The sequence below is a fragment of the Parvularculales bacterium genome (assembly GCA_036881865.1).
In the GTDB taxonomy this organism is placed as follows: Bacteria; Pseudomonadota; Alphaproteobacteria; order JAPOUT01; family JBAJNM01; genus JBAJNM01.
This window is the reverse complement of the sequence record JBAJNM010000025.1, coordinates 1-22,116: the sequence shown is the minus strand read 5'-3', so window position 1 is coordinate 22,116 and position 22,116 is coordinate 1. Positions and strand designations below refer to the sequence as shown.

The window sequence follows — 22,116 nt, the reverse complement described above, 5'->3', positions numbered from 1 at the left end:
TTTCTACCTTTCAGTATAAGCCATCCGGTCCTGATGGGCGAGAGCGCTATGACTTCAAAGAGCGATGGCCAATGTCGGTGCGATAAAATCCTTGTGGCCAGTCAATAGGCCGGATGGCCTCATAAGCGCGGCTTCGGGCCTCTTCAAGGGTTTTTCCACAAGCCGTTATGTTGAGAACCCGTCCTCCTGTAGCACGCACCATCCCTGCCTCATCAAGGGTTGTTGCAGCATGAAAAACCTCAACCCCCTCAAGGGTTGCTGTTTTTTCTAATCCCCTGATGGATGTGTCTTTCTTATAAGTCCCGGGATAACCTTCGGAGGCCATAACCACCGTAAGAGCTGCCTCTTGCCGCCACTCCAAAGAAATCTCGTGCAGTGTGCCATCCACGGCAGCATTTAATGCCGTAAGCAAATCTGATTGCAACCGCATCATCAAAACCTGACACTCAGGGTCACCAAAGCGTACATTAAACTCAATTAAACGAGGGCCATCATTCGTGAGCATCAAGCCAGCATAGAGAATACCTGTGAATGGCATACCCTGTTCTTTCATGGCCCTGATGGTGGGGGTGATAATAGTCTCCATAGCGCGGGTTTGCATAGCAGTGCTAAAAGACGGAACAGGAGAGCACGCTCCCATACCGCCTGTGTTGGGGCCGCTATCTCCATTACCCGCTCTTTTATAGTCTTGCGCCGCCGCCAATGGGAGAATCGTCTCTCCGTCACACAGAGCAAATAAGCTCACCTCTTCGCCGGTAAGATATTCCTCAATCACAATGCGCTGGCTGCCCTCCCCAAAAGCACCATCAAACATATCGTCAATGGCACTTAGGGCTGTGGCTTCATCTGGTGCAATAATCACACCCTTGCCTGCGGCCAACCCATCGGCCTTGATAACAAGTGGTAGGGGTTGGGTGTCCACATAGGCTTTTGCGCTGTCTCGGTTGTCAAACTGCCGCCACGCAGCCCCCGGGATGCCATAGGTGTCACACAAAGCGCGGGTGAAGCTTTTAGAGGTTTCCAGCTGCGCTGCTGCCGCCGTTGGACCAAATGCAGACACCCCTGCAGCCTCCAACTTATCTTTCAGCCCTATCGCCAAAGGTGCTTCAGGACCAATGATCACCAGATGAATATGGTGCTCCCGACAAAAACCAATCACGGCATCAGGCTGTTCGCCGTCAAGAGGCATACATTGTGCTAATGTTGCAATGCCACTGTTGCCGGGCGCACAATAAAGAGCCTCCAAAACAGGGCTTTTGGAAAGCGCCCAGCATAAAGCATGTTCACGTCCGCCGCCGCCTATAACCAGAACATTCATATATGTTTACTCATAAAAAGGTTCACCAACTAGTATGACAACGATCAGAAAAGTCGCCAGCGGTCTTTCATCCACATGAAGTTTTCACCGGGACGCTCCCGAACGCATGCTTCCAGAAAATCATTGATGGCTTGTGTCAACCTTACAATATCCTGCTCCATGTTTCCGATTAGAGGTGGCTTTTCAAGGGGCCGCAGAGTCACATGAAAACGTGGCCCCGGCTCACGAGTTACGCTTCCCAGTATAACCGGCGCATCATAGCGCAAAATTAATTTTGCCGGTGTCGGCGATGTTAAGGCCGGTAGGTTGAAGAATTTAGCCTCAATGCCTCTTTTGTCTCTTTCATCTACTAACATAGCGACAGGCTTTCCAGAGCGTAGAGATTTTATGATGGTTGAGGCGGCGTTCTGGTTTTTGGCGACAGTTGTTAGTTGCCATGCCCGTTGTCTTAGGGCGACGATTCTTTTTTCTATCAGTTTGTTCTCAAAATGACGGTAAACAAGATGAGAGTGTAATCCGGCAGCGCGGGGTCCTTTGAGCATCATCTCCCAGTGAGCATGATGGCCACCAAGAAAGATGATCCCTTTGCCATGTTTGGCGGCGTTCTGAATGTGCTCTATGCCGGTACAAGTGATGTGATTATCACTGTTGCTGATGTGGACGAGGTATGGAGTTTCGGCAAAGACACGTCCTATGTTCTCCCAGACTTGTTTGACGATGAAGGCTCTTTGTTGCGGGGCGATCTCAGGCATGGCGAGGGCAAGGTTGTCATGAATACGTCGGGAGCCGCGAAGGTATGGCCCGATGGTGCGGGCGATTATGCCTCCCAGAGCTGAGGCGTACTTCACGCCAAGCAAGCGAAGAGCGCCCCATATGGAGAACAGAGCGCCTGCTTCTAACCAATGACGCAGGGAGTGGCCGAATATGGTGACATCCATGGGAAACAAGACAAGGTTATAAAGTTAACGAAGCGATAGTTGCTTATGGGGCGGGTAGGGTCAAGGGTTGTTAGGGTTTTAAGGGACGAGGTTTTGGTGATAGGGTAGGGCTGGATTATGGTCACAGAAATACTACCGAACCCATGACGGAAAAGACGCCCAAAAAGGAGTTATCTGGTTCTGACAATCTGTCGGAATATACAGTTTCTGAACTCTCCTTTGCGGTGAAGAAAAGGGTAGAGGATGCTTTTGGTTATGTTCGGGTGCGTGGTGAGTTGGGTCGTGTGAGTCGTCCGGCATCTGGACATGTTTATCTTGATTTGAAAGATGAGCAAGCGGTGCTCTCTGGCATTATCTGGAAGTCTGCCGTGAACAAGCTTGATGTTAAGCCGGAACAGGGGCTGGAAGTTATCTGCTCTGGCAGATTAACCACTTATCCTGGCCAGTCGCGCTATCAAATTGTTATTGAATCCATGAGCCATGCCGGAGCGGGCGCTCTTATGGCGTTGATGGAAGAACGCCGCCGAAAATTAGCTGCAGAGGGCTTGTTTGATGAGATGCGTAAAAAGCCCTTGCCATTTTTACCAAAGGTGATTGGTGTGGTGACAAGTCCCACGGGTGCCGTCATTAGAGATATTCTTCATCGGTTGCAGGACCGTTTTCCGGTCCATGTTCTGGTGTGGCCTGCTCGTGTTCAGGGTGCACAGGCCGCAGAAGAGGTGGTGACGGCCATTGAGGGGTTTAATCGTCTGGGCGTTGATGATGCCGTTGCACGACCTGATTTATTGATCATAGCACGGGGTGGCGGTTCCCTTGAGGATTTATGGCCCTTCAGTGAAGAGGCTGTTGTGCGGGCTGTGGCGGCAAGCGAGATACCCGTGATTTCTGCCATTGGCCACGAAACGGACACAATGTTAATTGATTTCGCTTCTGACAGGCGTGCTCCTACTCCAAGTGCGGCGGCAGAAATAGCAACACCGGTTCGGGGTGATCTTATGGGGAGTTTACTGTCAGTGGCGCGTCGTCAGGCTCAGGCGGTAGAGCGTTTTGTGACTGGTTGCCAAAATCAGATGCACGGAGTGGTGCGAGGGCTGCCACATCGCTCGGCATTGCTGGCTTTGCCCAGCCAGCGTCTTGACGGAGCGGTCGGTCGGTTGCCCACAGGACTTGGACGCCATGTTATGGCCAAGACGGCCTCTCTTGCGGGACCTGCAGGTCGTTTGGGCCGGCATTTGGTTACGGCTTCTCTTAAGAGTGGAGGCCATCGGGTTGCAACAGTAGACAAAACCTTAACAGGACATCTTGCTACATCATTGCGGTATAAGGGGCAGCAAATGCAGGGAGCGGCAGAACGGTTGAGGCTGCTTTCTTATGAGGCAACCCTTGAGCGGGGGTACGCATTGGTGCGGGGTGCGGAGGGACGTCTTGTGCGCCGCGCACAGGAGATCTCTCTGGGTGAGGCATTGAGTCTTGAGTTCACCGGCCATGAGCAGGTTACGGTTCGGGTTGAAGATGCACCGAAGTCGGCAAAGTCATCGCCTAAACGTCGCCGCACATCTCGTACCTTATCTCAGGGCACCCTTTTTGATGATACAGGATAGAGTTCGTGAATATGAGTTTTAAAGATATCGAACAGGCTCAACTTTCCTATGGGCCGGGAGAGTTTTATATTATAAGCTCCGGGAAATTTGTGCGGTGCGGTGTTACCGGAGCACCCATTACGCTGGAAGAGCTTAAGTACTGGAGTATTGAGCATCAGGAGGCTTATGCCTCGGCAGAAATTTCCTTCCGGCGTGTTCTGGGAGATAGATCTTAATCGTCAGACCAGCGATTGTGTAGCCATAGCCATTCACCGGGTCGCTTGCGGATATGGGCCTCCAGAAAATCATTGATAGATTGAGTCATGAGGGCGATATCCTGTTGTGTGTTGCCGGTGGCGGGTGGCGGCTGAAGGGGTCGGCTATGGATGTGAAATAGCGACTCTGGATTGTCGGGGTTTGGCTCTCTGGTAATGGTCGCTAAAATGACAGGCACACCATAACGCAGAGCCAATTGGGCCGGTGCAGGGGTTGTCATGGCGGGGAGGTCGAAAAACTTAGCTTCAATGCCTTGGTTTTCTTTTTGGTCTACCAGCGTGGCAACTGATTTTCCGACTTTTAAAAACCTTATCATGGTTTTGGCTGCATTTTGTCCTTTGGGTGAGAACGTATGCCCCCATGCGCTATGGCGTTGATTGGTGAGCCACCGGTCCACCAGGGGATTGTTAGCTTGACGATAGGTTATGTTACATTCAATCTCAAAGGTCTGGGCAGCTTTAGGTAGCATCTCCCAGTTTGCAAAATGTCCGGACATAAAAACGACGCCTTTGCCTTTGTCAATTGCTGCTTGGATATGTTCGGTGCCGGTTATGGTGAAGTATTTGTCATTATTGGCAAGTCGTTTGAGGTGAATAATTTCGGCAGTGGCGCGTCCGGCGTTGTCCCATACGGACTTTTCGATAGCGGCGCACTCTTCAGCTGATATGTCTGGCATGGCGCGGGCGACATTACGCCGGATGCGGCGGGAGATACCAAGGTAAGGCCCTATGGTGCGTGCAACGAATCCCCACAGTGCAGAAGCGATTTTGAGGCCTAAAAGAAGGCAAATCCCCACATACAAAAATAGTGCGGCAACTTCAAGCCAGTGTCGTAATCTATAACCGAAGAAAATAAACTTCATGATTTATGCTGACCCGGGTAGATGGTAGTTGTGCATGGTACGGGCACCATCGAGACTCGTCTGGAGTAAGCGGTCAAACGCAGCGTTGTTTTCTACTGTATCCAGTGTTGCCTTTACAGGAAGTGTGATGGTTTGCTTATGAAGGGTATAACAGGCACTATCAGGCTGGGCGGAGGCCAGACGCATGGCGTCCTTTTCTGTTGTCACAAGTTGAGCACCCAGACGCGCTGCTTCATCAAGGAGACGTATGGCGTCTTTTTCTTTGTAAACATAATGGTCGGGAAAATCTGACACAGCAGCAAGATGTGCGCTGGTTTCGCGCAGAGTTTGAAAAAACTTATCCGGATATCCGATACCTGCAAATGCCAGCATGGGTTTTTCTTGATTGCCCTTCCACGAGGGAGGCACGTTAGGATTAAGAGTAGTCGTAAAAACAGGAGAGGGGCAATTATCAATGAACTCTTTTACGTCGTCTCGCGCTGTAGAGCCCATCACAATGAGAGCATCAGTGCGGGCACGGGCGGTTTCAGGAGGCTCCCGCAAAGGGCCGGATGGAATAAGTTTCCCATTGCCCAGCCCTTGTTCACCACTTATGACGAGAAAAGATAAATCTTTGTATAGGTCGCAGTTTTGGAAACCATCGTCCATCACTAATACGGTAGCCCCTGCCCGAATGGCCGCGCGGGCGCTTTGCGCCCGATCCCGCCCCACCCATGTTGGAGCAAATTTGGCAAGCAACAGAGCTTCATCGCCTACATGGTGGGCCTTGTGGATATTCGCCACTTGTGTAGGGAGTCGTATAGCACCGCCATACCCGCGGGTGAGAAAGTGAATGCTTTCTCCTTTTGCACGTAATTTTTCAGCGACCATAAGAGCAACAGGTGTTTTTCCGGCACCTCCAACAGTTAGATTACCCACACAAAACACCGGAACACTCTCCCGAGCCGGAACAGTGAACCGCTGCTTAAGGCGTACGCCCAGCCCGTAAAGGGAGGCTGCAGGGCTTAAGAATCGAGTCGGCAGGGTGGCACGCTTTTGCGTGTTGGGTGGTGGATACCAAAATCTGGGAGGGCGCGGGGGCATGGGCGTGAAACGCTTGTTAGCAGGCAGGTAGTAGACCCATAAGGGCTTGAGCTACATTTTTGGTTATGGAGGCGAGTCCTTCGACTGCTTTTTGCGCTTGCTCTCCTTCGGTGACAGTTTGCGACGTATGGTTAAGGCGTTGTTCAAGAGCTGGAACAAGCGCATCCGGCCCCCCGACCTCAAAGCCGCCCCCGGCATTATTCAATAACTGAAACGCATCGGCAAAATTAAACCCATGAGGCCCATGTAACACACAACACCCAAGACGTGCGGCCTCCATGGGGTTTTGTCCCCCGTGTGGGGTTAGGGTTCCGCCCATGAACACCAGAGGGGAGAGACGGTAGAATAATCCCATCTCGCCGGCGGTGTCCGCAATATAGATCTCACAAGAGGATTTTAAGGGTTGGCTTTCTGAGCGCTGCGCTACGGTAAGGCCGTAGCGGTTTACCATGCGGGCAATAGAATTACCCCGGTGAGGGTGGCGGGGAATAATGATAGTTAAAAGAGACGGGTGGCGCCGGATAAGAGCAAGATGAGCCTTTATTGCTGTTTCTTCTTCTCCGTGGTGGGTGCTGGCGGCAATCCATACGGGGCGCCCGTTGATGCTGTTTTTCAGTACGGTTAGGTGGTCGGGGTTGGCCTCAAGGGGCGGAGCATCCCATTTCAGATTGCCCGGGGTTTTAACGTATGAGGCGCCGAGTGTTCTTAATCGCTCGGCAGTGATTTTGTCTTGCGCCATACATAAAGAGAAACAGGCAAGCAAGCGTGCAATACTATTTGGCACACGAGACCAGTTACGAAAACTTCTCTCTGAAAGACGAGCATTGATAAGAGCCATTGGGCATCGGCGGGCGTGGGTCTGAAGTATTAGATTGGGCCATAGTTCAGATTCAACCCAAACTGCCAAATCAGGTTGCCAGTGATCCAGAAAGCGGCTGACAATGGTTGGGTGGTCGTGGGGAACATATTGATGATAACTGCCTGTCGGTAGGCGCTGTTCCATAAGGTGTGCTGATGTGGTGGTGTTGGTGGTCATCAGGACGGTCAGGGGAGTGGTTTTACTCTTGAGGGTTTCAATGAGAGGTAAAACGGAAAGAGACTCCCCCATACTCGCGCCGTGTAACCATACAAGCGGACCATCCGGTCGGGGGGGAAGTGATTTAGCGAAGCGTTCTTTTATTCTGTGGGGGTCTTCGTGGTTGCGGTGAAGTCGCCATCGGGTGACAAGGGGCAACAGGGGGGCTGCACCAAATGTAAGGATGCGGTAAAGAGCGAGTATTGCTGGCAGACTCACGGCATCAGGCATCGGATGCCGCACCGATGAGCTGGGATTGACACAATTCAGCATAAAGCCCACCGGCTTTGAGCAATGTATCGTGATTGCCACTCTCAACAATGCGCCCTTGATTGACAACAAATATATAGTCAGCATGTTTTACGGTAGAGAGCCTGTGAGCGATGATGAGGGTTGTGCGTCCTTTCATCAATATTTCCAGCGCTTTTTGGATTTGTAACTCCGAGGCGGTATCCAGAGCCGATGTTGCTTCGTCCAGCAGGAGGATGGGGGCGTTTTTCACCAAGGCACGTGCGATGGCGATACGTTGTCTTTGTCCGCCGGAAAGATGTGTACCTCCCTCACCGATAACCGTGTGATATCCGTTCGGCAGGGCGCTGATAAAATCATGCGCGTTGGCATCACGGGCGGCAGTTATAATATCTTGTTCTGGGGCTTGCGGATTGCCATCAGCGATATTGGCATAAATCGTATCGTCAAAAAGCACGGGGTCTTGAGTAACAATGGCACTGGCCGTTCGTGTGCTCTCCAGAGTGGTTTGGCGCAAATCTTGTCCGTCAATAACAACAGCGCCTTTTTGGGGGTCATAAAACCGGGGCACAAGGCCAAGGATAGTACTTTTGCCACCGCCACTTGGACCCACCAGAGCTGCAACACGACCAGCGGGCACAGTGAAATTAATGCCATGGAGGGCAGAGCGATCTCCCGGATAATCAAAATGCACATCCTCAAATGACAAAGCGCCATTGTCTATTTTCAGAGGACGCGCATCGGGAGCGTTGAACACTTTTGGCTTTATAGATAACAGGGTAATCACCCGTTGGGCCGCGGCAACGCCTTCCTGAAGTACGTTTTGGCTTCTGGCGATGGTGCGCATGGGAGTGCTCATCAGGGCAACTGCCGTGATAAAAGCGGTGAACTCGCCTGTTGTTAAATTGCCGTTAATGCTTTGGTAGCCACCGTAGAAAATCAGAAACCCGACACCAAAGCCGAGAATGGCTTCTGTTGAGGGGGCAGAAGCTGACCCGGCGCGAACAACCTTGAAAGCATAACGCTGTGCCTTGTTAATCTCATCATGGGCGTGTTCCATTTTGAATTTTTCCCGGCCATACGCTTTGATAATGCGGATGCCGTTTAGTGATTCTGAAATCAGTTTGGAAATGACACTGATGACTTCAAGATTGAGCCCGGTGGATTTTCGGGAACGTTTTGCCAGACGATTGCTTATAAAGGCTGAAAGAGGGAATGCCACGGTTACTAGAAGGGCCATTTGCCAGTCTAGCACATAAAGGGTGACATAAAGAGCAATCACAATCAGAAGATTGCGGGTGATATTTACAAGAGACGCCACCATAGCCGTCTGCATGCGGGGTATGTCGGCCGTAAAGTGGGTAATGACTTTTCCGGAGTGGATGTTAGACAGCCAGATTAAATCGGCATGAATGATGATATTGAATAAATCTTTTTGAAGGCGCGTGACAAGTTTTTGCCCTACATAGCCAAAGGTTGTGTTGGCAATGTAAGTTAGGGTAGATCGCAAACTAATGATAATGATGGAGAGTGCCGTTATGATGTATAAAATAGCCAACCGCTCATCGGCTGCGGTTTCAAGGCCGAAGGTTTCCTTCAAGCCGGAAAAAAACTGAAACTGGGAAAAGAAAGAAGGGCTATCACCAAAGACGCTATCTACGGTTTGCTGGATGAGCCAGGGAATAGCGCCCGCAGTGCTGGCAAGGCCGATGTTTGTTAAAACACCGAAGGTAACCAGTTTGCGTTCGGGCCATATATAATGTTGTGCCACCCAACGTATAATGCCGTAGGAGCGCATGTTTTGAGGCGTATTCTCTATTGAGGCAGGAACGGAATAAGGCATAAGGCGATGAGCCCGGACAGCAGATGGCGAGATGATTCACAAATTATCCCTGTTTACCATGTTTTGCGCGTGAGAGAAAAACGCCTTTTGGGGTCTTGTTAGATGGCCTTCTTTGAGGAGGGGAACACAATATCTCCCACTTGAGCCATAAGAGCTGCATGGAGAGAGGGGTTAGCCCCCACAACACTAATATGGGATGGGTTGCGCTGATTGTAGGTCAGGCTATTACCATTGTGACAGGTGATGAGGCCTCCGGTTTCTGTGAGGATGAGGTGGGCGGCAGCAATATCCCAGTCAGACAGACTGCTTAAGTGCATGGTGGCATCAAATGCGCCACTGGCTACCAGAGCCAACCGGTAAGCGATGGAGTTTCGGTTTTCGGCCTCCATAGACGGCCAGGGACGTCGCCAGCCGGGATGATGAAACATGTCCGGATTGGCAACCATGCGGCATCCTTCAAGTTTTTGGGTGTTGGTTACATGAATGGGTTCGCCGTTCAAACACGCTCCCTTATGTTGGGTAGCCTCGAAAAACTCTTCGGTGGCGGGGTTAAAGATAGCGGCGGCTATCGGTACGCCATCATCTACCAAAGCGGCGGATATAACGAAATGAGGTTTTTGTTTAAGAAAAGCGCGCGTGCCATCAATGGGGTCTACGATCCACACACGTTGTTTTTTCAGGCGCTCTTCGGGATTATCCTCTTGCTCTTCGGATAACCATCCATAGTCAGGACGTGCGTCCGTCAACTGCTCATGGAGCAACCCGTCGACGGCAATATCAGCTTCGCTGACAGGGGTTCCGTCCGGCTTGTCCCATGTCTTGACGGAACCGTTGAAGTAGGTCATGGCGAGCGCACCTGCCTCTCTCACGGCTTCGTTTAAGAGAGCATGATCCTCATCAGGAACCGGCAACCGTCATCCCCTCAAGGCGCACGGTGGGAGCATCAACGCCATAGCAAAAATTAAGGTCATCGGCAGGGGTTAAACGGGCATACATGTCTTTCAGATTACCTGCTACGGTGATTTCACTTACAGGGTCACCAATCTGACCATTTTCAATACGAAACCCCGCAGCTCCCCGGCTGTAATCACCGGTAACACCGTTTACTCCCATGCCAATGAGTTCGGTAATGTAAAAACCGTCGCCCGTTTCAGCAATGAGTTCGTCCGGTGTTAGCGCTCCTGCTGCCATAAAAAGATTGCTCGGTCCCGGAGCACCCATACCTCCCCCGTTACGCACACCATGACCTGTGGTTTTGAGTTTTAACTGACGCGCTGTAGCGCTATCCAGAAGCCAGCTCTGCAAATGACCATCATCTACCAGCAGACGTTTTTCGCATGCCACGCCCTCATCGTCAAAGGGCTGACTGCGTAGTCCTCGTGGGCGGTGAGGGTCGTCAATAATTTGAATGCCGGAGGCAAAAACGGCACTACCCATACAATCTTTAAGAAAACTGGTGTTGCGGGCTATGGCTATACCATTGATGGCAGAAGCCAGATGGTTGAGTAGCCCATTAGAAATACGCGGGTCATAAATCAGTGAAGCTTGCTGACTTTTAACTTTGCTCGGGTTAAGGCGGCGCACTGATTTTTCTCCCGCCCGTTTTCCTAAAACACAGGGGGACTCCATGTCAGTAAGATGGCAGGTTAGCGCATAGTCATAATCGCGCTCCATAGTATCTCCTTCACCCGCCAGCACCGAGCAAGATAAGAAATGTCGTGCAGCGGAGGAGTCACCGGCAAAACCGTCGCTGGTGACCAGCGTCGTTCGGGAGCGCCGCCAACCCGCCCGCGCACCCTCAGAGTTCGTTACACCCTTAACCGATAAAGCACTCTCTTCAGCCGCCAATGCCCGCTCCATGAGGGCCTCGGCCTCCGGCGTTACATCATCGCCCATATCCAGCGCGGGCGGGTTGCGGCACAGACTATCCGGGTCCGCAAGGCCACCCCACGGATCCTCCGGTGTAACACGCGCCATATCCATCACCCGCTCAATCAGAGGGTCTATGGTGTGGGGTGATATATCCGTCGTAGAGATTGATGCCGGACGCATACCGGCAAAAACCCGTAACCCCAGATAATGCCCCTCTGTGCGTTCAATATGCTCTGTCTGACCCAACCGGCAGTGTGTGGTCAAAGCCTCGGTGCGGCTTAACCAGCTATCCGCCATCGTAGCGCCCGCGGCTTTGGCCCGGGCTACCACATCGTCAAGGAGGGTGATGTCTTTGTCAGTCATTAAGCGGCGCTGGCACTGGCGCGGCGGCGCCCGTCGTGGACAATATTACCGGGACGATCCTTTGAATCAGGCCGTGAAGAGGCCAGCCGCAAAACGGCTCTGTAGGATGCCGCCGTTTCAATACGTTCGCCGTGTCCGTTCTCTTCAAGAAAGCGTCGTAGCAAAGGCAGGCGATAGCAGGAAACCCACAAAAGTAAGTGGTGTTCTACGTGATAGTTCACCCAATAAGGAGCAATAAAAGCGCGGCTTATCCATCCGGCCTTTGTGGTGCGTGCATTGCGGAAGGGGTCATTGTTATCGGGAACCATGGCGTGTTCGGCAATATTGCGCACACGGGTCACGAGTTGCTGCCATGTTAACAGGGGCAGTAACCAGAACAGGAAAAAGTAAAACCAATAGCCCGACGCCGCCAGTATCCCCAGCAAGACAAGATGCGTCAAAAGTGGACGGCCCAGTTTTCTTATAAATCGTGCAAGGCGCGCTCTTAACGGTTGGTCTGATGTTCCCAGCGCGTTGATAATTTGTGCTTTGCGTTGTTGAAAGCCGGTCTGTCCGCTGATATCGCGCCATAATTTGCGGCGCATGCTTTTACGGGTAATAGGAAAGGGAGCCGATAGCACAAGGTCAGGATCATCTGATTGTTGAACGGCGGCATGGTGTTTTAGATGATACCGGCGGTATGAGTCAGTGTCTGCCAGCATGGGGTAGGCGCAAAACCATTGCGCGAGGATGGCACTAAGACGGGGAGAGGCTACAAGAGCATTATGGGCCGCATCATGCATTAAGACGGCCAGTCCTAACTGGCGGGCACCGATAATCAAAATGGCCGCCAGAAAAGTAAGAGGATTGGGCCACAGGGCAAACAGGGCCATGGCACCGAAAATAACACCCCATGCATGGATTACGAGCCACAGACCACGCCAGTTAGAGCGTGTGCGCAATTGTGCCAACTGTTCGGGGGTTAGCAGTGTATGCGGTGGCGGTGGGCGGTATGAAGCGTACTCCATTAATCTCCTCCGGCTGGCCTGAGAGGCATGAGATTCAGAGGTATGAGAGTCATTGTGGCAGATTTATGTAAAATTCACAATGCCCACCATGATGGTGAAAAACACAACCAGACCGAAATCGCGGTTAGAGCGAAACGTTACCAGGCAATCTTGCCGGTTATCAATATCAAGCCCGGTAATTTGTTGGATAAGATGCCATCCGGCAAAAATAAGCCCCACATAGTAAAGGAGGCCGAGTTGCATTAGGGGGCCAACAAGAAAAAGACCAATGATTGTTAGCGTATAAAAGATAGCGAGCCATGGCTTGGTGTTTTTGCCCAGCACAAGAGCACTGGATTTAATACCGATGAGAGCATCATCTTCTTTGTCCTGATGAGCGTAGATAGTGTCATACCCTATAGTCCATGCGAAGGCGGCTACATAAAGAAGAACAGGTGCTATGCTGAGTTCACCGGTAACGGCACTCCAGCCCATAAGAGCACCCCAGTTGAACGTAAATCCCAACACTGCCTGAGGCCACCGGATGTATCGTTTAGCTAGCGGATAAAGCGCGACAAGTATGAGAGAGAAAATCCCAAGAGCAATTGTTAAACCATTAAACTGAAGCAGAATAATCAGCCCACCCAGTAGCAACAGCCCTAACAATATCAAAGCGCCTTCCGGGCTGACCTGACCCGAGGCCAGAGGACGGTTTTGGGTGCGCTCAACGCGGGAGTCCAGATCCCGGTCAAGAAGGTCGTTCCAGACGCATCCCGCCGCCCGCATGATAAAAGCCCCAAGAGCAAACAGCATGAGCAGAAAAAAATCAGGCAACATATGACCCGTAACAGAAGCGGCCAGTGCAATACTCCACCAACAGGGCAGCATCAACAACCACACGCCAACAGGTCTGTCCACCCGCATAAGACGCAACCAGGGCTGCGACCAAAATGGCGCACGGCGGTTAACCCAACTGTCTGGTGCGGCATCCTGAATAAGTGGCGGGGGCGGGGGGCGAGACGATGGGGGAAGCGGGTCGTGGGGCATGAATGTCAGCTTTTCCAGAGTGTCATACTCTCTACTATAGTATGATGCACCATGCTTGGCTATTTTGTTCATGAGGGTAGAGCGCAGGTGCAATGCCATGACAGTGCTGCGGTTATTTGTTGAAGGAGGGCTGGCGGCGGGTCAGCCGGTGGCGCTTGATGGTGGACAGGCTCATTATTTGTTGAATGTGATGCGCCGTCAGCGCGGTGATGAGGTAGTGGTGTTCAATGGCCGTGATGGTGAATGGGGCGGACGCATTGAGCAATTAGGGTCTCGTGGTGGTGAGATATGCGTTGAGACTCTCCTCCGCTCTCAGGAGACCGGTTGTAATGTGTGGCTTGTCTTTGCTCCGCTGAAGCGGGCCCGTCTTGATTTTGTTGCACAAAGGGCAACGGAGATGGGAGCGGCCCGTTTGCAACCTGTTTTGACTCGCCGCACGATAGTGAGCCGCGTGAAACTTGACCGGTTACGTGCCAATGCCATAGAGGCGGCCGAGCAATGCCATTTGTTATCGGTGCCTGTGGTGACAGAGGTGCTGTCTCTTGAGTACCTATTGGAGAATTGGGAACGTGATGCGCCGGAGAGGTTGATTATGTTTTGCGACGAGGCGGCTGAAAAAACTGCCCCTGTTCATCAGTTGCGTGAAGTGTCACGGAAGAAAGGGGTGCAGAGGTCATGGGCCGTGTTGGTAGGCCCTGAAGGTGGGTTTGATGATGAGGAACGCGAACTTTTAAGAGCGCGGGAGGATGTTGTGAATGTATCATTGGGTCCGCGAATTATGCGCGCCGATACGGCGGCGGTAGCAGCGTTAACTTTGTGGCACGTAGCACTTGGGGATTTGTCGTAGGCAAGCCCGGATATAAAGAGTGGCGTGTCATGGACAGAGTATGCGTGGTGTTTTATAAGACGATATAGTCAGGAAAAAGCGAAAAACAAAAATGAGCGCACCGGCGAATAAAAACAATCGACCCGTCACAAGTGCCGAAGAATTATCGGAGTGGATGGCTGAGGGATGCAAATCGTCGGAGGAGTGGCGTATTGGCACGGAGCATGAGAAGTTTGGTTTTCATCTGGATAACCTTAAGCCTATAGAGTATGGCGGTGATAGTGGTGTCAGGGCCATGCTTGAAGGGATGCGCCGCTTTGGCTGGCAGCCGATCATGGAGGGGAAAAATATCATCGGTCTGGAAGGGGCGGATAGCGCGGCAGATGGCTCTATTACCCTGGAACCTAGTGGACAGTTTGAATTGTCCGGCGGAACGTTGAAAACTCTCCATCAGAGCTGCGATGAGGTTCATACTCACCTTCATCAGGTGCGCACTGTTGCTGATGAATTGGGTGTTGGTTTCCTGGGGATTGGGTTTACACCTAAGTGGAAGCGCGCCGAAATGCCGGTAATGCCCAAGGAGCGCTACAAACTCCTAACGTCCTATATGGCTAAGCAGGGCAGTCTGGGTTTGGATATCATGTACCGCACGTGCACCATACAGGTGAATCTGGATTTCTCCTCTGAAGCCGATATGGTGAAAAAGTTCCGGGTCGCTCTTGCTTTGCAGCCTGTAGCCACGGCTTTGTTTGCCAATTCACCTTTTACGGAAGGCAAGCCCAACGGGTTTCTTTCTTATCGTGCCCACGCGTGGACGGATACGGACCCCGACCGGACAGGCATGTTGCCTTTCGTCTTTGAGGATGGCTTCGGTTTTGAGCGTTATGTTGATTATGTCCTTGATGTGCCCATGCATACCGTCTATCGGGATGGGCGTTATATTGATGCCACCGCCGGAACTTTTCGCGACTATCTGGCTCATCGCTTGCCCGGTCTGGAAGACCGGCAGCCTGTTCTCGGCGATTGGGTAAACCATCTGGCCACTATTTTTCCTGAGGCCCGCCTCAAGAGGTTTCTTGAGATGCGCGGTGCCGACGGCGGGCCATGGGAGCGCCTGTGTGCTTTGCCGGCTTTGTGGGTTGGTATTTTGTATCACCAGCCGTCTCTGGATGCCGCTTACGATATGGTGCGGGATTGGACGGAAGAAGAGCGTGATGATTTGCGCACTAACGTTGCGCGTCAGGGGTTGGCAACACCGTTTCGTAAGGGCCGGGTTCAGGACTTGGCACGCGACATGGTAGCCCTTGCCCGTGAGGGGTTAGCGGCGCGGGGCAATACCGATGGCACCGGAGCCGATGAGCAGATTTTTTTGAAACCTCTGGAAGATACTTTGGCGACAGGCCGCACTCCGGCCGAAGAACTGCTGGATAAATTCCACAATAGTTGGGGCGGTAGCGTTGATCCTGTTTTTAAGGAAAACGCTTATTAAATCCCTTATGAAAGTATATAAATCTCCTCATTGAACATTTGGTGATACCAGAGCCTTTTCAAGAGCGGTTAACTCATCCGGTAGAGGGCTTTCAAACGTTAGTTTTTCGCCCGATAGAGGATGCTCAAATCCCAACACGCTGGCATGAAGGGCCTGGCGGCCAAGAGCCCTGAGCGCTTCCTGTCCGATGGGGGAGAGCCGGTTTGCGGAGGCCCGAAAGCCCGCCCCGTAAAGAGCATCCCCCATCACAGGATATCCCGCATGAGCAAGATGCACCCGGATCTGGTGCGTGCGCCCTGTTTCAAGACGGCAGGCAAGGCGGCAGGCAAGGGGAGACATATCATGTTGTCTTGTAGTGCCGTGTTTTCCCGTGCCATGTTTTGCTAGGCCATAACGTGTCGTAACGCTGTAATGGGTGCGCGCATGTCTGCCGCCGCGTTCCCGGACCGCTTGTTTGAGGCGGTTATGGGGGTGGCGTCCTAAAGGTGCATCAATGCATCCTGCGGCCCGTAGAGGTCCCCCCCACACAAAGGCCGTGTAGGTGCGCTCCAGACGGCCATCCTCGCCATGATTTTTGAATTGCTCTGCAAGCGCATTATGCGCTGCATCATTTTTGGCAACCACCATCAGTCCGCTGGTCTCTTTATCCAGACGGTGCACAATTCCCGGGCGCTTAATACCTCCGATGCCGGAAAGTGATGACCCGCAATGCGCCAGCAGGGCGTTGACCAGTGTTTGATCCCGGTTACCCGCCCCGGGATGCACCACTAATCCCGCCGGTTTATCAATCACGATAAGAGCCTCATCCTCATAGACAACCGCAAGCGGGAGAGACTGAGGCTGGGGTGCTGCCGGTTCCGGGGCCGGAATATGAACCGTAAAGCGGTCATCGGATTTGACCCGGTATGACGGGTCTTTTATCGTAGAGGTGTTGAGGGGGGCACCGTCTTTTTGGACGTAGCCATTTTCAATCAGATTTTTTAATCGCGCCCGGCTGATACCGGAAGCACCCAGAGCATCGGCCAACAGGCGGTCCACGCGTGTGCCTGCGGTCCCGGTGGAGGCCGCAACATGAAACACGGAACGATCCGCTTCCGGCGGATGAGAAGAGGATGATGTCACCATGACAGATAATACACCGCCACAACCCTCTCTTGAAGAGACCTCCCCCCAGGCAGGACAGGATGAGGGATATGACGGGGCAGCACCCCCGTCTACCCGTGTTCTCAAGGCGGTGGTGATAGTGTTGGGACTTTTGCTGATCGCCGGATTTGGCCTTGTCGCGACAACAATCATTTATCGCCTGACGGTAGAGCCGGAAAGCGCTACCTCTGTACCGCCTAAGGGGTTATGGGGAGTTGAATCTATTCCCTTACCGCCAGGGGGAAAGGTGGAGGATATGATTTTGGAGGGTGACAGGCTGGTTGTTCGGGTGGCCACTCGTGGTGGGGGGGCGGAGATCATCATTATGGATATCCGGCGCGGCCATGAAATCGGACGTTTCAGTATGGAACGTAAATAGGATGATGCGTAAAGATGACTAAAAATATGCCAAATTCACACGGGTGAGGCTAATATACCCGTATACTCTTTATCATTTACTTTCGTCCCCTTCGTCTAGAGGTTAGGACACCGCCCTCTCAAGGCGGAAACACGGGTTCGATTCCCGTAGGGGACGCCAGAACTATTCTCCCGGCACATACGAAACACTCCAACAATATACCGCTAATTAGATAGCGGTAGTGGCCCCACCTAAAGAGCCAGTTTTGACTCGGTAGGGCCGCCAATATGTGCTATAAGCCTGTTCTACAGGGTAAGAGAGGAGACAGTATGACAACCAGTGCCGCTGCGGATGCCGCCGAGATTTTTACACCAAAATATCGGCGCAATGTGCTGCTTTTGCTGACCGCCGTCTATACTGTCAATTATGTAGACCGGCAGATATTGTCCATCCTTCTGGTACCCGTCAAACAGGCTCTTGATTTATCCGATACCCAGTTAGGCTTTTTATCGGGTATTGCCTTTGCTCTTTTTTATGCCACCCTCGGCATTCCCATCGCCATGCTGGCGGACCGCTACAATCGCCGCCGCATCATCACTTTTTCCTTAAGCCTGTTTAGTTTGATGACCGCTGTGTGTGGTTTCGTCACAAACTTCTGGCAGTTAGCGGTGGCTCGGGTAGGAGTCGGCATAGGCGAGGCGGGCACCAGCCCTCCGTCTCATTCGATTATCTCTGATTTATACCCTCAGGAAGAACGGGCCTCGGCGTTAGCGTTTTTTTCTGTCGCGGTGAATGTGGGGATCCTGATAGGCTTTCTGGTGGGGGGATGGGTCAACGTTTTCTTTGGATGGCGGATTGCCTTTTTGACTGTGGGGTTGCCCGGTCTGCTGTTGGCGGTCTTCGTGCGCTACTGGTTGCGCGAGCCGCCGCGCGGCTATGTGGATGGTCATGCGGATACCGCTAAAACGCCACCCATAGCAGAAGTGATACGCTATTTATGGAGTAGGCGCTCTTTTATCCATATTGCTCTGGCAACGGCTCTGAATGCTTTTATCGGTTATGGAGCGGTGGCCTGGTTGCCGTCTTTTCTGGCGCGCTCTCACGGGCTGGATACCGGCCAGAGTGGAACGGCGCTGGCTCTCATTATCGGTATTGCCGGTGGTATCGGTACTTACATGGGGGGGTGGATGGCAGATAGGCTGTCTAAGCGCGATGTACGCTGGAACATGTGGTTGCCGGTTTTGGCTACTCTTATCGGGGCACCTTTTTCTATCGCCTTTTATTTGGTGTCCGATACTTTTTTGGCGCTTAGCCTGTTTGTTATTCCGGCGGGTATTGGGGCGTTTTATCTCGGGCCGTCATTTGCCATGTGTCAGGCCATAGCGGAGCCCCGCATGCGTGCGGTGACTGCTGCCCTTTTACTCTTTATTCTGAACATTATCGGTCTTGGGTTAGGGCCGCAAACCGTTGGCATTTTGAGCGACCTGCTGGAAACGGACTTTGGGCATGATTCCTTGCGTTACGCTCTTCTTATTGTAACGCTCTTAAACCTGTGGGCCGTATTTCACTTCATGCGCGCCGCTCACCACCTCAAAGACAATTTGGACCGGGTAGGTCAGAGGTAATACGCTTGCGCTAAGTTAAAAAACGCAAACCGGAATATTTGGCTTACCGTTATATCCTCGGAGAGAGAAGAGACAGTATGACAACCAACACCGCTGCGGATGCCGCCGAAGTTTTTACACCAAAATATCGACGCAATGTGCTGCTTTTGCTGACCGCCGTCTATACCGTCAATTTTGTAGACCGGCAGATATTGTCCATCCTTCTGGAACCCGTCAAACACGCTCTTGAATTGTCTGATACCCAGTTAGGCTTTTTGTCGGGTATTGCCTTTGCTATTTTTTATGCCACCCTTGGTATTCCCATCGCCATGCTGGCAGACCGCTACAATCGCCGCCGCATCATCACTCTTTCCTTAAGTCTGTTTAGTTTGATGACCGCCGTGTGTGGTTTCGTCACAAACTTCTGGCAGTTGGCGGTAGCCCGGATAGGGGTTGGCATAGGCGAAGCAGGTACCAGCCCTCCGTCTCATTCCATCATCTCTGATTTGTACCCTCGGGAAGAACGGGCCTCGGCGTTAGCGTTTTTTTCTCTCGGGGTGAATGCGGGGATCCTGATAGGTTTTCTGGTGGGGGGATGGGTCAACGTTTACTTTGGATGGCGGATTACCTTTTTAACTGTGGGGCTGCCCGGTCTGCTGTTGGCGATCTTCGTACGCTACTGGTTGCGCGAGCCGCCGCGCGGGTATGCGGATGGTCATACGAAAACCGTTGAAACGCCTCCCATAAAAGAAGTGCTGCGCTATTTATGGGGCAGGCGGGCTTTTATTCATATCGCTCTGGCAACGGCTCTGAGTTCATTTATCGGTTATGGGGCGATTGCCTGGTTGCCGTCTTTCCTGGCCCGCTCTCATGGGCTGGATACCGGCCAGAGTGGAACGGCACTGGCTCTTATTATTGGTATTGCCGGTGGTTGTGGTACTTACATGGGGGGAGTGCTGGCAGATAAACTCTCTAAGCGCGACGTACGCTGGAACATGTGGTTGCCGGTTTTGGCTGCTCTTATCGGAGTACCTTTTTCTGTCGCTTTTTATTTGGTGGACGATACCGTTTTTGCGCTTATCCTGTATGCTATTTCGGCGGTGGTGAGTTTGTTTTACCTCGGGCCGTCATTTGCCATGTGTCAGGCCATAGCGGAGCCCCGCATGCGTGCGGTGACCGCTGCCCTGTTGCTCTTTATTCTGAACATTATCGGTCTTGGGTTAGGACCGCAAACCGTCGGCATTTTGAGTGACCTGCTGGAAACGGGCTTTGGGCAGGATTCTTTGCGTTACTCTCTTCTCATTGTAAATATTTTTGGCCTGTGGGCTATGGTTCACTTCATGTGCGCCGCTCGCCATCTCAAAGACAATCTGGACCGGGTAGGCGAAAGGTAACGTGTAGGCGAGAGGGAATACGCTAACGCGTTAAATAAAAAAACGGCAAGCCGAATAATCAGCTTGCCGTTACTCCTTGGAGATTGGAGTTGTTTAATGATTACAATTAATCATTCCGGTTCGTCAAGCGAACCATCGGGCAGTAGGGTATAAGGGTCGCCGTTACCGTTAATGCCATTGTAACCGCTGCTGAGAAAATAATGGCAAGGCAACCGGTCTATAACGGGTGCGGGAACAGCCGTAAACACAACCGGTCCTCAGTCGCATTTTTGAGAAGTATGCCCGGTTTTTAGGCGCTTTTTTGTGCGTTTTTAAGCGGGTGAATTTCGCCAATTAAAAGGGGTTAGCCTGATTTTCTTCGGTGAATTTAAGGTAACCCACGCTGGCGCCGAGGCGGAATCCGTGGCCGGCCCGCACGGGGACGACAGCGGTGTCTGCGCTTTGTAAATAATTAACACCAACACCGCCAAGGACAAAAGCGCGCCCGTCCACACCCGGAAAGCGCTGATATATTCTTTCGGGGTGTTTAAGATTATAGACAAGCATGAAAACTTTGGTTCCCGTCAGGCCAAAGTCAAAGCCTACGGAGGGGCCTTGCCAATAGACCTTGCGGGTTTCGCCGTTTTTCAGGTGTAACGTGCCTTCCCCGTAAACCAGACCGGCAAAAAATGCACCGCTGGCGTCTGTGCCCGTGATATAGGCGTTGGGTTCACCATATTCGGAAAATAATCTGTCAATGGCCTGGGCCACGTTAACGGATAGATCACCATAAAATTGTAGCAATGCATCGTCAACTTCCTGACTATCATAAGTATCCAGTCCTGAAGAGCCGAAGGGCACACTGGCTGATGGTGTGCCAGATCTTGACGTGCCACAGGCGGCCACGACGGCCAGCATGGCCATACCGGCGATCATCCGAAGAAAGAGTGTTTTTGGGAATTTCACGGGTTAAATCTCCTTACGGCAGAGTTCTGTAAGTGCTGAACACGAATCACGAATCAGGCAGGGAGATAGTATACCTCAAAAGACTTAACCAAATAACGGCGTTCCTAAATGACGGCTTCAATGAGATGGGGGCCGGGAGTTTTCATGGCGTGCGCAAAGGCATCTGAAAAGGCGTGGGCCTCTGTAGCCTGTACGGCTGATACGCCCATGGCTTCGGCAAGATTCACCCAGTTGAGATCGGGATTATGGAGGTCCAGCATAGACAACGCCCGCGGGCCGGGGTTGTCAGCGCCTACGCGGGCCAGTTCGATGTTGAGAATGGCGTAACTGCGGTTGGAAAAAATAACACTTGTTACGTCAAGGTTCTCACGCGCCTGGGTCCACAGGCTTTGCACGGTGTACATGGCACCGCCGTCGCCATGGAGACAGACGACCTTGCGCTCCGGACACGCTAGTGCCGCCCCTGTTGCTACCGGCAAGCCCTGACCGATAGCGCCGCCGGTCAGGGATAGAATGTCGTATGGAGCCGCGTGTATCAGCTGTTGATGAACGGCTAAACCGCAGGTAGCCGCTTCATCGGAAATAATGGCGTGGTCAGGCAGAAAGTGCGCAATGGCCTGTCCGCAAGCGTCAGGGGTCAGCGGTCCCTCAGTGAGGGAGAGGAGAGATTTTTCATAACGGCGGTGAGGCTCGGGCGGGGCTTTAATCGCTTCGCATAAAGCATGAAGGGCGTCGGTACCGCTTTGGTGAGGCGCACTGAGCGTTGTAAAGCGCGCATCATCGGGAGCAAGCCAACCGGGTTTATCGGGATAGGCGAAAAAGGCGACCGGCGGTTTTGCCCCAACAAGAATGATATGCCTGAGGC

Annotated in this window: 21 protein-coding genes and 1 tRNA gene; 8 read left to right on the top strand and 14 right to left on the bottom strand. The window is 52.4% G+C overall.

What is annotated here, in order from left to right; genetic code table 11:
* Nucleotides 1-46: 46 nt before the first annotated feature.
* Together purD and V6Z81_06695 are read right to left on the bottom strand one after the other, a co-directional pair.
* Nucleotides 47-1,318: a phosphoribosylamine--glycine ligase gene (purD, locus tag V6Z81_06700; protein MEG9862175.1), complete on the bottom strand. Its 1,272-nt coding sequence runs from the start codon at nucleotides 1,316-1,318 to the stop codon at nucleotides 47-49.
* Nucleotides 1,319-1,362: 44 nt separating this feature from the next.
* Nucleotides 1,363-2,256 (bottom strand): hypothetical protein, encoded by an 894-nt coding sequence (locus V6Z81_06695; GenBank protein ID MEG9862174.1) that lies wholly within the window; start codon nucleotides 2,254-2,256, stop codon nucleotides 1,363-1,365.
* A gap of 143 nt (nucleotides 2,257-2,399) precedes the next feature.
* On the opposite strand from V6Z81_06695, the gene xseA reads away from it, so the two are divergent.
* Together xseA and V6Z81_06685 are read left to right on the top strand one after the other, a co-directional pair.
* The gene (gene xseA, locus V6Z81_06690; protein ID MEG9862173.1) at nucleotides 2,400-3,857 is read left to right on the top strand and encodes an exodeoxyribonuclease VII large subunit; all 1,458 of its coding nucleotides are present in this window, start codon (nucleotides 2,400-2,402) and stop codon (nucleotides 3,855-3,857) included.
* An 11-nt stretch (nucleotides 3,858-3,868) separates the two neighbouring features.
* A complete protein-coding gene (locus tag V6Z81_06685; GenBank protein ID MEG9862172.1) occupies nucleotides 3,869-4,072 on the top strand; it encodes a DUF2093 domain-containing protein in 204 nt (67 codons plus the stop codon).
* Here the strand turns inward: V6Z81_06685 and V6Z81_06680 are convergent.
* From V6Z81_06680 to ubiA, 8 genes are all read right to left on the bottom strand, one after another.
* Entirely contained in the window at nucleotides 4,069-4,974 is a 906-nt protein-coding gene (locus V6Z81_06680; GenBank protein MEG9862171.1) for a lysophospholipid acyltransferase family protein, read from the bottom strand. The two genes, V6Z81_06685 and V6Z81_06680, sit on opposite strands and share 4 nt — an antisense overlap.
* 3 nt (nucleotides 4,975-4,977) lie before the next feature.
* Nucleotides 4,978-6,057: a tetraacyldisaccharide 4'-kinase gene (lpxK, locus tag V6Z81_06675; protein MEG9862170.1), complete on the bottom strand. Its 1,080-nt coding sequence runs from the start codon at nucleotides 6,055-6,057 to the stop codon at nucleotides 4,978-4,980.
* Between the two features lie 16 nt (nucleotides 6,058-6,073).
* Nucleotides 6,074-7,363, bottom strand: coding sequence for a 3-deoxy-D-manno-octulosonic acid transferase (locus tag V6Z81_06670; protein ID MEG9862169.1), 1,290 nt, complete (start codon nucleotides 7,361-7,363; stop codon nucleotides 6,074-6,076).
* Nucleotides 7,356-9,224, bottom strand: coding sequence for an ABC transporter ATP-binding protein (locus V6Z81_06665; GenBank protein ID MEG9862168.1), 1,869 nt, complete (start codon nucleotides 9,222-9,224; stop codon nucleotides 7,356-7,358). Before V6Z81_06665 ends, V6Z81_06670 begins: the two co-directional genes overlap by 8 nt.
* A 98-nt stretch (nucleotides 9,225-9,322) precedes the next feature.
* Nucleotides 9,323-10,135, bottom strand: a complete 813-nt coding sequence (locus V6Z81_06660; protein MEG9862167.1) for a 3'(2'),5'-bisphosphate nucleotidase CysQ — start codon at nucleotides 10,133-10,135, stop codon at nucleotides 9,323-9,325.
* On the bottom strand, nucleotides 10,122-11,459 hold the full coding sequence (locus tag V6Z81_06655; protein ID MEG9862166.1) for a metallopeptidase TldD-related protein: 1,338 nt from the start codon (nucleotides 11,457-11,459) through the stop codon (nucleotides 10,122-10,124). Before V6Z81_06655 ends, V6Z81_06660 begins: the two co-directional genes overlap by 14 nt.
* Nucleotides 11,459-12,466: a fatty acid desaturase family protein gene (locus tag V6Z81_06650; protein MEG9862165.1), complete on the bottom strand. Its 1,008-nt coding sequence runs from the start codon at nucleotides 12,464-12,466 to the stop codon at nucleotides 11,459-11,461. Before V6Z81_06650 ends, V6Z81_06655 begins: the two co-directional genes overlap by 1 nt.
* A gap of 63 nt (nucleotides 12,467-12,529) precedes the next feature.
* Complete coding sequence (gene ubiA / locus V6Z81_06645) at nucleotides 12,530-13,591, bottom strand: 4-hydroxybenzoate octaprenyltransferase (protein MEG9862164.1); 1,062 nt, start codon at nucleotides 13,589-13,591, stop codon at nucleotides 12,530-12,532.
* Here ubiA and V6Z81_06640 point away from each other — a divergent pair.
* Both V6Z81_06640 and V6Z81_06635 read left to right on the top strand, forming a co-directional pair.
* Complete coding sequence (locus V6Z81_06640; protein ID MEG9862163.1) at nucleotides 13,590-14,339, top strand: 16S rRNA (uracil(1498)-N(3))-methyltransferase; 750 nt, start codon at nucleotides 13,590-13,592, stop codon at nucleotides 14,337-14,339. The genes ubiA and V6Z81_06640 overlap by 2 nt on opposite strands.
* Before the next feature lie 91 nt (nucleotides 14,340-14,430).
* The gene (locus V6Z81_06635; protein MEG9862162.1) at nucleotides 14,431-15,807 is read left to right on the top strand and encodes a glutamate--cysteine ligase; all 1,377 of its coding nucleotides are present in this window, start codon (nucleotides 14,431-14,433) and stop codon (nucleotides 15,805-15,807) included.
* Nucleotides 15,808-15,834: 27 nt separating this feature from the next.
* On the opposite strand, the gene V6Z81_06630 is transcribed toward V6Z81_06635, so the two are convergent.
* Nucleotides 15,835-16,932 carry an RluA family pseudouridine synthase gene (locus V6Z81_06630; protein ID MEG9862161.1) on the bottom strand — a complete coding sequence of 366 codons (1,098 nt, stop codon included), beginning with the start codon at nucleotides 16,930-16,932 and terminating at the stop codon, nucleotides 15,835-15,837.
* On the opposite strand from V6Z81_06630, the gene V6Z81_06625 reads away from it, so the two are divergent.
* From V6Z81_06625 to V6Z81_06610, 4 genes are all read left to right on the top strand, one after another.
* Nucleotides 16,931-17,329: a hypothetical protein gene (locus tag V6Z81_06625; GenBank protein MEG9862160.1), complete on the top strand. Its 399-nt coding sequence runs from the start codon at nucleotides 16,931-16,933 to the stop codon at nucleotides 17,327-17,329. The genes V6Z81_06630 and V6Z81_06625 overlap by 2 nt on opposite strands.
* 84 nt (nucleotides 17,330-17,413) lie before the next feature.
* A tRNA-Glu gene (locus tag V6Z81_06620) sits at nucleotides 17,414-17,488 on the top strand.
* A gap of 149 nt (nucleotides 17,489-17,637) precedes the next feature.
* Entirely contained in the window at nucleotides 17,638-18,933 is a 1,296-nt protein-coding gene (locus tag V6Z81_06615) for an MFS transporter (protein ID MEG9862159.1), read from the top strand.
* A gap of 77 nt (nucleotides 18,934-19,010) precedes the next feature.
* Nucleotides 19,011-20,306: an MFS transporter gene (locus tag V6Z81_06610; protein MEG9862158.1), complete on the top strand. Its 1,296-nt coding sequence runs from the start codon at nucleotides 19,011-19,013 to the stop codon at nucleotides 20,304-20,306.
* A 110-nt stretch (nucleotides 20,307-20,416) separates the two neighbouring features.
* On the opposite strand, the gene V6Z81_06605 is transcribed toward V6Z81_06610, so the two are convergent.
* The 3 genes from V6Z81_06605 to V6Z81_06595 form a co-directional block, all read right to left on the bottom strand.
* Nucleotides 20,417-20,554 (bottom strand): hypothetical protein, encoded by a 138-nt coding sequence (locus V6Z81_06605; protein MEG9862157.1) that lies wholly within the window; start codon nucleotides 20,552-20,554, stop codon nucleotides 20,417-20,419.
* An 85-nt stretch (nucleotides 20,555-20,639) separates the two neighbouring features.
* Entirely contained in the window at nucleotides 20,640-21,251 is a 612-nt protein-coding gene (locus V6Z81_06600; GenBank protein ID MEG9862156.1) for an EipA family protein, read from the bottom strand.
* Between the two features lie 104 nt (nucleotides 21,252-21,355).
* On the bottom strand, nucleotides 21,356-22,116 hold a 761-nt coding region (locus tag V6Z81_06595), incomplete at its 5' end, for a thiamine pyrophosphate-dependent enzyme (GenBank protein MEG9862155.1).

What these genes read in the sequence shown, in the direction of transcription:
- V6Z81_06695 (MEG9862174.1), bottom strand. Translation starts at nt 2,256, where the DNA reads ATGGATGTCACCATATTCGGCCACTCCCTGCGTCATTGGTTAGAAGCA.
- V6Z81_06655 (MEG9862166.1), bottom strand. Translation starts at nt 11,459, where the DNA reads ATGACTGACAAAGACATCACCCTCCTTGACGATGTGGTAGCCCGGGCC.
- purD (MEG9862175.1), bottom strand. Translation starts at nt 1,318, where the DNA reads ATGAATGTTCTGGTTATAGGCGGCGGCGGACGTGAACATGCTTTATGC.
- ubiA (MEG9862164.1), bottom strand. Translation starts at nt 13,591, where the DNA reads ATGGCATTGCACCTGCGCTCTACCCTCATGAACAAAATAGCCAAGCAT.
- V6Z81_06685 (MEG9862172.1), top strand. Translation starts at nt 3,869, where the DNA reads ATGAGTTTTAAAGATATCGAACAGGCTCAACTTTCCTATGGGCCGGGA.
- xseA (MEG9862173.1), top strand. Translation starts at nt 2,400, where the DNA reads ATGACGGAAAAGACGCCCAAAAAGGAGTTATCTGGTTCTGACAATCTG.
- V6Z81_06640 (MEG9862163.1), top strand. Translation starts at nt 13,590, where the DNA reads ATGACAGTGCTGCGGTTATTTGTTGAAGGAGGGCTGGCGGCGGGTCAG.
- V6Z81_06625 (MEG9862160.1), top strand. Translation starts at nt 16,931, where the DNA reads ATGACAGATAATACACCGCCACAACCCTCTCTTGAAGAGACCTCCCCC.
- lpxK (MEG9862170.1), bottom strand. Translation starts at nt 6,057, where the DNA reads ATGCCCCCGCGCCCTCCCAGATTTTGGTATCCACCACCCAACACGCAA.
- V6Z81_06665 (MEG9862168.1), bottom strand. Translation starts at nt 9,224, where the DNA reads ATGCCTTATTCCGTTCCTGCCTCAATAGAGAATACGCCTCAAAACATG.
- V6Z81_06615 (MEG9862159.1), top strand. Translation starts at nt 17,638, where the DNA reads ATGACAACCAGTGCCGCTGCGGATGCCGCCGAGATTTTTACACCAAAA.
- V6Z81_06650 (MEG9862165.1), bottom strand. Translation starts at nt 12,466, where the DNA reads ATGGAGTACGCTTCATACCGCCCACCGCCACCGCATACACTGCTAACC.
- V6Z81_06680 (MEG9862171.1), bottom strand. Translation starts at nt 4,974, where the DNA reads ATGAAGTTTATTTTCTTCGGTTATAGATTACGACACTGGCTTGAAGTT.
- V6Z81_06635 (MEG9862162.1), top strand. Translation starts at nt 14,431, where the DNA reads ATGAGCGCACCGGCGAATAAAAACAATCGACCCGTCACAAGTGCCGAA.
- V6Z81_06670 (MEG9862169.1), bottom strand. Translation starts at nt 7,363, where the DNA reads ATGCCTGATGCCGTGAGTCTGCCAGCAATACTCGCTCTTTACCGCATC.
- V6Z81_06630 (MEG9862161.1), bottom strand. Translation starts at nt 16,932, where the DNA reads ATGGTGACATCATCCTCTTCTCATCCGCCGGAAGCGGATCGTTCCGTG.
- V6Z81_06610 (MEG9862158.1), top strand. Translation starts at nt 19,011, where the DNA reads ATGACAACCAACACCGCTGCGGATGCCGCCGAAGTTTTTACACCAAAA.